Annotated in this window: 10 protein-coding genes; 4 read left to right on the forward strand and 6 right to left on the reverse strand. The window is 71.8% G+C overall.

The features are described 5' to 3' along the window. Positions 1-7: 7 nt before the first annotated feature. Positions 8-2,353, reverse strand: coding sequence for a ricin-type beta-trefoil lectin domain protein (locus AB0K51_RS20365; protein ID WP_363457197.1), 2,346 nt, complete (start codon positions 2,351-2,353; stop codon positions 8-10). Between the two features lie 506 nt (positions 2,354-2,859). Between AB0K51_RS20365 and AB0K51_RS20370 the strand changes: the two genes are divergently transcribed. Together AB0K51_RS20370 and AB0K51_RS20375 are read left to right on the forward strand one after the other, a co-directional pair. After that, positions 2,860-3,744 (forward strand): hypothetical protein, encoded by an 885-nt coding sequence (locus AB0K51_RS20370; protein ID WP_363457199.1) that lies wholly within the window; start codon positions 2,860-2,862, stop codon positions 3,742-3,744. Continuing rightward, positions 3,741-3,953, forward strand: coding sequence for a hypothetical protein (locus AB0K51_RS20375; protein WP_363457202.1), 213 nt, complete (start codon positions 3,741-3,743; stop codon positions 3,951-3,953). The genes AB0K51_RS20370 and AB0K51_RS20375 overlap by 4 nt, the downstream gene beginning before the upstream one ends. 81 nt (positions 3,954-4,034) lie before the next feature. On the opposite strand, the gene AB0K51_RS20380 is transcribed toward AB0K51_RS20375, so the two are convergent. From AB0K51_RS20380 to AB0K51_RS20390, 3 genes are all read right to left on the reverse strand, one after another. Then, on the reverse strand, positions 4,035-4,853 hold the full coding sequence (locus AB0K51_RS20380) for a peptidoglycan-binding protein (RefSeq protein ID WP_363457204.1): 819 nt from the start codon (positions 4,851-4,853) through the stop codon (positions 4,035-4,037). A gap of 16 nt (positions 4,854-4,869) precedes the next feature. Beyond that, complete coding sequence (locus tag AB0K51_RS20385; RefSeq protein ID WP_363457207.1) at positions 4,870-5,610, reverse strand: hypothetical protein; 741 nt, start codon at positions 5,608-5,610, stop codon at positions 4,870-4,872. Between the two features lie 207 nt (positions 5,611-5,817). After that, positions 5,818-6,459, reverse strand: coding sequence for a carbonic anhydrase (locus tag AB0K51_RS20390; RefSeq protein WP_363457210.1), 642 nt, complete (start codon positions 6,457-6,459; stop codon positions 5,818-5,820). A 344-nt stretch (positions 6,460-6,803) separates the two neighbouring features. Here AB0K51_RS20390 and AB0K51_RS20395 point away from each other — a divergent pair, with 344 nt between their 5' ends. Next, positions 6,804-7,574: a maleylpyruvate isomerase N-terminal domain-containing protein gene (locus AB0K51_RS20395; RefSeq protein WP_363457213.1), complete on the forward strand. Its 771-nt coding sequence runs from the start codon at positions 6,804-6,806 to the stop codon at positions 7,572-7,574. A gap of 30 nt (positions 7,575-7,604) precedes the next feature. On the opposite strand, the gene AB0K51_RS20400 is transcribed toward AB0K51_RS20395, so the two are convergent. Beyond that, complete coding sequence (locus AB0K51_RS20400; RefSeq protein ID WP_363457216.1) at positions 7,605-8,789, reverse strand: cytochrome P450; 1,185 nt, start codon at positions 8,787-8,789, stop codon at positions 7,605-7,607. Between the two features lie 63 nt (positions 8,790-8,852). Continuing rightward, positions 8,853-9,458, reverse strand: a complete 606-nt coding sequence (locus AB0K51_RS20405) for a YoaK family protein (protein ID WP_363457230.1) — start codon at positions 9,456-9,458, stop codon at positions 8,853-8,855. Positions 9,459-9,686: 228 nt separating this feature from the next. Here AB0K51_RS20405 and AB0K51_RS20410 point away from each other — a divergent pair. Continuing rightward, a partial coding sequence (locus AB0K51_RS20410) for an LCP family protein (RefSeq protein WP_363457219.1) occupies positions 9,687-10,705 on the forward strand: 1,019 nt, incomplete at its 3' end.

The following is a 10,705-nucleotide window of genomic DNA, read 5'->3' on the forward strand; positions in this document are numbered from 1 at the left end:
TACCGCCTTACGGAAGGGTCCACTTCTGGTTGGCGCCGCCGTTGCAGTCCCAGATGACCAGCTGGGTTCCGTTGGTGGTGCTGGCTCCGGGGTCGTCGAGGCAGCGGCCGGACTGACTGCTCTTCAGCGAGCCGTCGGACTGCGGGGTCCACTGCTGGTTGGTGCCGCCGTTGCAGTCCCAGAGCTCGACCAGGGCGCCGTTGGCGGTGGCCTGGTTGGTGACGTCCATGCACTTGCCGTTGATCCGCAGGGTGTTGCCGACGACGGTCCAGGTCTGGGCGGCGCCGCCGTTGCAGTCCCAGAGCTGGACCTTGGTCCCGTTCGCACTGCCGTTGCCGTTGTCGTCCGCGCACTTGCCGGCCACGCCGGAGGTGACCGGACCGGTGTGGGCCGAGGGGGTGCCGGGCTTGAGGGAGAAGTTGTCGAACTGGTCGGTCTGGAATCCGACGACGCCCAGACCGGCCTGGCCCCGCGGATACGAGGAGTCCGTGGCGCTGCCCAGCGTCACCCCGTCGACCGCGGCGGAGAGGGTCGAGTCCTGCATCGTCAGGGCGACGGTGTGCCAGCGGTTCGTGCCGAGCGCCGTGGTCGTCCCGCTGGCCAGGGTGGTGAAGGTCCACGAGGTGTCGCTCTTGAGGATGGACCAGGCACCGGTGTCGGAGACGCGCAGGTGGTAGGCGTTCAGGCCGTTGTCGTTGCGGCCCTGCTGGTTGACGCGGCCCAGGACCTCGATGCTTCCCGGCTGCTTGAGCAGGGTGTCGACGGAGGCCGTGTAGTTGTCCCACGAGCCGTCACCCATCATCGTGTACGGCGTGTTGAAGGACTCGTCGGTCCAGCGGATCGGCTTCGTGGCGGCCATCTGCTGCAGGCAGGTACCGGTGCGGCCGCCGCCGCAGGGCAGGGTCTGGAAGGCACCGTTCATGTCGGCGAAGTACTTCGGGGAGGTGCTGGCGGCCGGCGTCTCGAAGGTGTCCGCGTAGGGCAGCGCCAGTGCGGCCGGGGCGGGCGGCGTCGCGCTGCCCTTGCCCTGCCCGGTGGTGGTGGTGACGGTGTAGACGTAGCCGGGCTGGAGCGTCAGGGTGTAGGCACCGCCGGTCGGCATGAGGTCCTGGATGTGCGCGAAGTGGTCCGCGGAGTTGGCGGACTTCACGTTCGTGGCCCAGACGTGCACCTGGCCGGTGGACAGGCCGCCCGTGACGGTGAGGGTCGCGGTCTGCGCGGCCGTGGCGTCCATCGTCTCGATGACCGTGCTGTAGTCGGAGTTGTTCGTCGACTTGAGGGTCACGTAGCTGCCGTTGGCGCGGGCGCCGCCGAGGTATCCGCTCGCGCTGTCGACGTAGTGCCAGCCGGGCTGGGTGAACTGGGTGGTGTGCGCGGTGACCCAGGTGGTCTTCCCGATGCTGTAGTTGCCCGACCACGGCTGGTTCGCGACCGACATCCCGTCGGTCGAGAAGAAGAGGTTGGGGTACAGGGCGGCGATGACCGGCCAGTTGATGTACGAGGTCATCCTGCCGTCGAGGTAGCCGCGGTTGATCCCGCGGGCGGTCGCGGGCGCTCCGGCGTCGGCGTCCTGCGAGCCGTTCTCGCTGGCCCACAGCGGCTTGCCGAGGCTCTGCGCGTTCGCCGTGCTGTTGCACGTGGTCTCGCTGCTGAGGTAGCCGCACGGGTAGTGCACCCCGACGACGTCGACCGCGTTGCGGAACGCCGGGTCGCTCACCATCGCGTCGGCGACGGCCCAGTCGCTGTCCGCGGCGACCACCTTGACGGCGGCGTGGCCGTTGGCGTTCAGCGCGGCCCGCAGGTTCTCGTACCAGGTCTTGTCGTAGCCGCGCTCGTTCCAGCCGCCGAGGTAGTCGATGGTCAGGTTGTGCTGCGCCGCGCAGCCCAGCCACGAGTTGAGGTAGTCGATCATGTCGGTGGACCAGAAGTTCCCGCCGCCGATCCAGCCCGGCGCGCCCCAGGCCAGCGCGGAGAGCTTGATGTTGGGATTGCGGGCCTTGGCCTGCTCGGCCAGCCACCACTCGTAGCCCTGGTTGCAGTCGACGGCGCCCTTGGTGTGCTCGTGGCTGGCCTCGGCGCCGTCGGTGGAGTTGGTGTCGCCGCCGATCTCGATCTTCAGGACCTGGAGCGCGGCGCCGTAGCCGGGCTTGAACAGGTAGTCCAGCAACTGGCTGCGCTGCGGCTCGGGATAGTCGATCAGCAGCCGGGAGTTGCCGCCGCCGCCGGAGATCGCCCCGACACCGTCGAAGGTCAGGCCGGGCTTGGTGCCGTCGACGGTGATCGCGGTGGAGGTCGCGGCGGTGGCGGCCTGCGCAGGCGCCGCCAGGCCGATGCCGACCAGGCTCGCGAGCATCGCCAGGGCCGCTCCGGCCGCGGCTCCGCGGCGGGGAGCCCGCCTTTGCCGGTACGTGAACATGAACCGTCGTCCCTTCGGTGGTCCCGGCCCCCTCGCCGGGGCTGCGGCCATCGGGGGTGGGAGGCCGGTCGCCGCGTGCGAGGTTGATCGGTGTTGGTGGATTGAGTCGGAGCGTGACTGTAGAGGGGGCCTGACTGTGCGTCAATGGGGTGAACAGGGTGGGATGTTGGTGGTTTTCGAGCGATGTGGCAGTGCGTGTGCCCAGTGGATCAACTGGTCACCACCGATGCAATGACCGTTGACGTGTCTCGAGGTGGCCGGGCGCCAGCGGCCCGGGGCCTGGTCGATCACCCAGGGAACGGTCCGCAGATCTGTGTGCGGCACCAGGCGCGAGGGGTGTCGGTCCGCTGCTTCAATCGGGCCCGTTCCCGGGCTCACGGTTCCGGCCGGCTTCGGTCGGTACTCGTGGCTGCCCGCGTCGATCTCTCGGAAGGACGGATGCGGTGGCATTCAAGGCTCTGCGGCCCGTGGTCGCAGGAAAGGCGCTGGCGGTGGGCGCCGCGCTGGTGGTCGTGGCGGCGTCGGGAACGGCGTACGCCAACACCGTGGGTGTCACGGTGCGGACGCCCGGGGCGACGCCCGGGCCGGGAAGCGCGAACTCCTCGGTGTCCACGAGTGCGCACTGCACCGGCGGGCTGGTCTCCGGTGGCGGGATCAACCAGGCCATCGGCAGCGGCGCGGGGGTGAACGGCAATCACGTGATGGGCAGTGAGTCGACCGAGTACACCGGGTCGACCGGGGCGGTCGGCACCGACGTGACCTACTGGATCGCGAAGTGCGCGAGCGGCGGGCAGGTCAACTCCTCGTTCTCCACGACCCCGTACGCCATGTGCTTCACCAGCAGCCTGATCGCCCACACCCAGGTGGTGATGAACAAGGCCAACACGCCGACCTCCGCCACCACGGTGGGCATCGTGACCGCGACCTGCCCGGCCAACACGGTGCTGCTCGGTGGCGGGGCCCTGCTCGCGCCGGGCACCGTCGGCACGCTCAAGCCGGTCGCGTCCTTCCCGAGCTTCGACGACGCCGCCCACGACCACGGCCGGAAGGCGGCCGCCGACGGCGAGACCAACCCCGACTCGTGGACCGCCGTCGGCGGGATCGGCGGCGGACGGGACGCCGGCAACACCACCTACGCGTACGCGATCTGCAGCGGCGAGGGCGTCAACGTCCGGAACATCGGCACCACCGTCCGCTACCGCGAATCAGCGGTCCCGAGACCGCGGGCACCCACCAGACGGCGACCGTCGGCTGCGCCGAACCCGACGGCGGGCACCGGCACGAGGTGCTGGTCAGCGGTGGCGCCGCGGCCAGCGGCGGGCAGGTGACGACGGCGGGCTTCACCAAGGCGGGCTCCCAGGGCACCCACCTCACCGGGAGCTACCCCAGCGACGCCGACGGCACCCCGGTCGGCGACCGCACCGCGACGCCCGCGTACTGGACGGCCGACATCCACGTCGGCGGTTCGCCCTCGCCGCACACCTTCTCCGACGTCTGGGCGCTCTGCCTGGACCTCGACCGCAGCGGAGCGCCGTGACCCGGCGGTAGTCGCACGGGGCCACCGACCCCAGGGGTGATGATTCGTCACCCTTGGGTCGGTGGCCGGTGGTGGGGGCCGTCAGGCCGGCACCTGGAGGCGGGTCCAGCTGGAGGGGCCGGGCATGCCGTCCGCGTCGCCGCCGGAGAATCCCAGGGAGCGCTGGAAGGCGGCGTAGGAGTTCTGGTCGGCTGGGCCCCAGTCGGGCCCGGGTCCGACCTGGTAGCGGGAGCAGCCCACCGAGACCAGCCGCTGTCCCATCCGGGTGATGATGTCGGAGTGCTGGCCGACGTGGAAGAACTCCGTTCCGGGGAACGGCTGCAGGCCGTTGCCACCGCCGCCGGCGGCCGGGCTCCCGGCCCCGGCGGCAGTGCCGCCCCAGGCCGGGTCCGCGGAGACGATGCCCTCGGCGTACTTCGGGTAGCCGTACGCGTAGACGCCGGAACTCTCGTTCCCGAACCGGGACCGGGTCTTGGCGTAGCAGCCGTCGCCCTCGCTGCCGCCGGTGATGTTGGTGTTGAACTCGACGGTCTGGATGGACGAGGAGTCGTAGCCCACGACGAAGCCGGTGTGGGCACCGCCGCGCGGGTACTCGGCCGAGGAGACGAAGAACTGCGCCCCGACGGCCGGGAACTCCGAGGACCGGCTCCACGACTGGTAGGTGCTCAGCGAGTCGTAGCAGGACTCCGACTTCGGTATCAGCGAGTCCAGGCCCTCCAGGCGGAAGCACACCCAGAAGCCGATGTCGCACCAGGCGACCCGGTCCGGCTCACCGTAGATCTCGGAGAAGTTGACGCCGTAGATGTTGCGGATGTCGTTGTTCCATTCGTTGTTGGAGAAACCCTCCTGGGCGCCGATGAAGGACTGGAACCTGCGCGTGACTTGCTCGACTTGACTCATGGCGTGCCTCGGTCGGTCAGTACGGGAAGGGCGGGCGGTGGGGATCCGCCTGCTGGACCTTGGCGGCGAGGTTGTGCCCGTCGCGGGCGACGCCGTAGGTGTCCATGACGTAGTTCATCGACGCGGCGATGTTCGCGACACCGTCGTAGATGTGGTTCGCGGTGCCCGACTCGTGGAAGTGGGCGAAGGTCGGCGGAATGCACTGCACGACCCCGCGGGAGCAGTACAGCGGATAGCCGTCCGACTGGATCGGGCCGTGCGCGTTGCGGTCGTTGCTGTTGACCGCGTCGAAGTCGTAGCCCGACTCCCGCGAGGCGATGGTCATGTAGCCGGGCAGCCACCAGGTGAGCGGCACGTCCATGTGCTGGCACACCTGCTGGATGGCGACGCTGGTGCTGCCGTCCGGCACCCGGTCGAAGACCACGTCCGACAGCCCGATCCCGCGCGACGGCGGGCCGTTGTCACCGTCGACGACCGAGAACAGGCCGCTCTCGTGGCCGAGCCGGGTCAGGGACGTGGCTCCGGGAACGCCGTCCGCGTCCGCGCCGGAGTAGCCGTAGGACTGCTGGAGACGCCGGTAGGCGCCAAGGGTCAGGGTGCCGAACGAGCCGTCCACGTAAGCCCGGTCCAGTAACCCCTTGTCGGCCAGTGCCTCCTCGACCGGCCGCACATCCTCCGGGAACAACGCGGCCCCCTGCGGGGCGGGTGGATCGGCCGCGGCTGCTCTGACCACATGTGAGACGTTCACCTGTGCCATGTCATCACCTTCTCGGGATCACCCTCCCTCCACCGTACGACCGGGTTGACCAGGTCCGATATCGGAGGGGCGAGCGTGCGGAGAGAGGCTGTGGTGCGCCCGGTGGTACGAGGGGCGCGAGCGGCCGCGGCGGGCCAGAGGGGGCACGGAGGCGAAGAAAACTCCGCCCCGGCGGAGCGGCCGGGGCGGAGGCGGGCGGAGCGGGGATCAGGCGGCGGCGGGGGCCGGCAGGTCGATGCCGCGGGTGGTGACCAGGTGGGCGGTGCCGTCGACCAGCCGGTAGGAGAGGCCGACGACGGCGGCGCGGCCCTCGGACACGGCGTCGGCGAGCACCCGGGAACGGTCCATCAGCAGGTCGACGGTGTGCCGTATGTGCTCGTGGATGAAGGCCGAGTCCTCGGTGTGCCCGGCGGCGCGGGCGGCCAGCACGCTCGGGGTCACGCGCTCGATCACGTCGCGGACGAAGCCCTCCGCGGTGGTGCCGTCCGCGACGGCCTCGCGGGTGGCCGCCACGGCGCCGCAGGAGTCGTGCCCGAGCACGACCACCAGCGGGCTGCCCAGCACGCTCACGCCGTACTCGATGCTGCCGAGCACCTCGGAGCCGACCACGTGGCCCGCGGTGCGGACCACGAACAGGTCGCCCAGCCCGCGGTCGAAGATGATCTCGGCGGCCAGCCGGGAGTCCGAGCAGCCGAACAGCACCGCGAACGGAGTCTGCGACGGAGCGGTCTGTGCCCGCCGGGCGGCGTCCTGGTTCGGGTGGTCCGGGGACCCATCGACGAACCGCCGGTTGCCGGCCAGCAGCATCTCGAACGCGTCCAGGGGGGTGAGGGGCGCGGCGTCAGTCATGCCCGCAGACTACGTGCCACGTGTTACGGGGGCGCGTCCGGGCCATCCCCTGGACCGGGGGACACCGAAGAGGACGCGGAAGGTGACCGCCCGGTCGCGTGAGGTGACGGAGCGTCGGGATCGGTCGCGGGGGAGGAGACGGGCCTCGCGGGTGCCGACGGGGGTGAACAGCACGCGCGAGGCCCGTGACGGCCGGGCGCTGCTCCCCCGGCCGGGTCCCGGATGCCACAGAGTACTGGTGCCGGATCAGTTGCCCCAGTAGGCGCGGACGGTGAGTCGGGAAAGATACGGCAGAAATACGGGTGCACCGGCCGGAGCGGTCGTGATAGATCAACTTCGTGCCCATGACACTCGAGTTCTCCGACCACCTGCGGCTGATCGACGAGCGGTCGACCGCGTTCCGCGCGGCGGCCCGCTCCGCTTCCGACCTCGACCTGCCGGTGCCGAGCTGCCCGGACTGGACGCTGCTGGACCTGGTCCGCCACCTGGGCGGGGTGCAGCGCGCCTGGTCCGCGATCGTCGCCGTCGGCCCCGCCGACGCCCGCCCGGTCGGCACCACGGCGGAGTTCGCCGAAGGCGCCCCCCGGGAACTCGACGCGCTGCTGGAGTGGTCGGCCGAGTCCACCCGCCTGCTGCTGGACGCACTGCGCGAGGTCGGCCCCGAGCGCGGCTGCTGGACGTGGTGGGGAGACTCGCAGTCGCCGCAGACCGTCGGCGCGGTCGCCCGCCACCAGGTCCAGGAAGCCACGGTGCACACCTACGACGCCCAGCTCGCCGGCGGCGCGCCCGAGCCGCTGCCCGAGGAGCCGGCCCTCGACGGCGTCGACGAGTTCCTCACCACCTGCTGCGCCACGGACAGCCCCTGGCCGCACGAGGACGCGACCGTCGACTACCGGGCCACCGAGGGCGGCGCCTGGCGCCTGACGCTCACCGCGCAGGGCTGCCGCGTCACACCGGCCCCCGCCGCGGGCGAGCCGGGCGACAAGGCCGACGTCTCCGCCTGGGCCTCCGCCGGCGAGCTGGTCCTGATGCTGTACGGGCGCCTGGAGATCGACGAGGTGGCCGCCGACGGCGACCGGCACGTCATCGAGCAGCTCCGCGACTGGGAGCCGTAAGCAACACGCCCTGGCCGGCCGGGCCGCGGGTCAGTACCGGACGGGCAGTTCCAGGAGGCCGCGGGCGCGTAGGGCCGGGCGGTGGCGGAGGTGGTCGGTGGGGGCGTCGAGGGCGAGGGCGGGGAAGCGGCGCAGCAGTGCGGTCAGGGCGAGTTCGGTCTCCAGCCGGGCGAGCGGTGCGCCGAGGCAGTAGTGGATGCCGTGGCCGAGCGCCAGGTGGCCGCCGTCGCGGCGGTGCAGGTCGAGCCGGTCCGGGTCGGCGAACCGCTCGGGATCGCGGTTGGCCGAGGCGAGGGCGAGCAGCACCGTCTCCCCGGCCGGGACGGTGACCCCGCCGATCGTGACGTCCTCGCGCGGGAAGCGCCGGATGGCCAGCGGGGCGGGACCGTCGAAGCGGGCCAACTCCTCGACGGCGCCGCCGATCAGCCCTGGTTCGCGGCGCAGGGCGGCGAGTTGGCCGGGATGGGTGAGCAGCGCCAGGACGGCGTTCGCGATCAGGTGGACGGTGTTCTCGTAGCCCGCGAACAGGATCAGGAAGGCGAGCGAAGTGAGTTCGTCCGCGCTGAGCCGGTCCCCTTCCTCGTGTGCGGCGATCAGGTCGGAGAGCAGGTCGTCGGAGGGCCGGCCGCGCTTGTGCTCGATCAGCCCGGTGAAGAAGCCGAGCATCGCGCCGACGGCCGCCTTCGCGTCCTGCGGGCGGGCCGGGTCGGGGGTGACGAGGGTGTCGGTCCAGGCGCGGAAGTCGTGCCGGTCGTCCTCGGGCACGCCGAGCAGGTCGGAGATGACGGTGATGGGCAGCGGCGCGGCGTAGGCGGCGACGAGGTCGGCGCGGCCGAGCGGTTCCATCGCGTCGAGGAGCTGTTCGGCGACCCGCTCGATCGGGCCGCGCAGTGCGGCGACCCGGCGCGCGGTGAAGGCCTGCGCGACCAGCCGGCGGATGCGGGTGTGGTCCGGCGGGTCCATGTTGAGCAGGTTGGCGTCGAGCGCGGGCGGCAGTCTGAAGCCCAGGTAGTTGCCGGGTGCGGCGTGTGTCCGGTCGAGCGAGAGGCGGGGGTCGGCCAGGCCCTGGCGGACGTCCGCGTAGCGGGTCACCAGCCACACCGGCAGCCCGTCCGGCCCGGTCACGCGGTGCACGGGCCCGTCCGCGCGGAGCGCGGCGTATCCGGCGTAGGGGTCGGCGATCAGGGACAGGACGGTCGGGTCGGCTGAGGTCACGCGCCCACCCTACGGGGAGCCGGCCGGCTCGCTCCGAGCGGTGCGGTCACCGCTGATCCGGCGTCAGTCCCGGTAGAGGACGGCCATGGTGGCGGTGAGGGTCGCGGCGGCGACCAGGGCCCAGGTGGTCTGGTGGTGCAGGACCAGGACGGCGCCCGGGGCGGCGCCGGCCACCATGGTCAGGGCGGAGAGGACGCGGCGGCGCTGGCGGGGCGCGCTGCCGCCGGCGGGGCGGGAGTCGGAGGCCAGGCCGGTCAGGGTCATGGTGAGGACGGTGGTGGTCAGGTCCGGGACGCCGAAGCTGCGGACCGTGCCGTTGCGCATTCCCATGGCCAGGGCGAGCAGCCCGATCACCGGGTACTGGACGGCGCCGTGGGTGCCCCAGACCGCCACCACCACGGCGGCGAGCACGTGCAGGGCGGTCTCCGTGAGCAGCGCGGGCCGCAGCCGGTGCCGGGGGAGCCGGCCCGCGCACACCGCGCCGAGCAGGAACGCGCCCAGCGAGGTGGCCGAGCCGAGCACCGAGAAGCCGGGTGCGCCGGCCAGCGCGAAGCCGATCACCACCACGTTGCCGGTCATGTTGGCGGCGAAGACGTGGCCGAGGCCGAGGTAGCTGACCGCGTCGATCAGTCCGCTGACCACGGTGAGCCCGAACAGCACGAGCGCCAGCGGGTCGGAGTCGCGTACGGCGGTGCCGGTGGGCCGCGGCGGCGGGGCGGGCTGCTCGGCGGACGCGGTCACGGGACTCTCCTCGGGCGAGGTCGCTCTCGACGGTACGTCACCCAAGTGTTCAGCAAAGTGTTCTGATCATGTGACAGATTCGGTGGCGGGTCGTGATCCGGAGTAGCTTGTCCGTTCGAGCACCGACAGGCGAGCGTGAACAACGGGGGAACGGCCATGAGCGAGCTCGACGACGCGCGGGAAACCGCCACCGCACCGCGGTTCGACGCGCCGCGGCCCGATGCGGCGGAACCCGCACCGCCCGGGGGACGGGCCGCGGCCCGGCGCGCGGCCAAGGGCGGCGGCCGCCGACGCAGAGCGCCGAAACAGGGCCTGCGGCGGTGGGCGAAACCGCTCGCCGTCACCACCGGCGTCGCCGTCGTGGTGACGGCCGGCGCGGGCTACCTCTACTACCGGCACCTGAACGGCAACATCCAGGCCGGCACCCGCAACCTCGGCGACGAGCAGGGCAACAAGACCGCCCCCGACGCCAAGGGCCGCACCCCGCTGAACATCCTGCTGCTGGGCACCGACAGCCGGGCCAGCAAGGAGAACGTCGACCTGGGCGGCTCCGCCGACGAGGCCGGCCGCCCCGGCCTGGCGGACGTCCAGATGCTGCTGCACGTCTCCGCGGACCGCAGTAACGCCTCGCTGGTCTCGATACCCCGGGACACCATGGTCACCGTCCCCACCTGCAAGGACGGCACGAAGACCTACCCCGCCACCCCGCACACCGCGATCAACGAGGCCCTCGCCCGCAGCGGCCCCGGCTGCGTCCTCGCCACCTGGACCTCGCTCACCGGCCTGTACATCGACCACTACATGATGGTCGACTTCAGCGGCGTGGTCCGGATCGCCGACGCCATCGGCGGCGTCCCCGTCTGCGTCACCATGAACATGTACGACCGCTACCAGCCCGGCGTCGGCGGCACCGGCCTCAAGGTGCCCAAGGGCACCCACAACGTGATGGGCGAGGACGCCCTCAAGTGGCTGCGCACCCGCGACGCCTGGGGCTCCGACATCGGCCGGACCAAGGCCCAGCACCTCTACCTCAGCTCGATGATCCGTCAACTGCGGGGCAGCGGACGCCTGGACAGCCCCACCGAGCTGATGAAGCTCGCCGACGCCGCCACCAAGTCGCTGGCCGTCGACACCGCGATCGCCGACCTGATGAAGCTGTACAACCTCGCCGAGGA

The sequence above is a fragment of the Kitasatospora sp. NPDC049285 genome, from assembly GCF_040678815.1.
In the GTDB taxonomy this organism is placed as follows: domain Bacteria; phylum Actinomycetota; class Actinomycetes; order Streptomycetales; family Streptomycetaceae; genus Kitasatospora.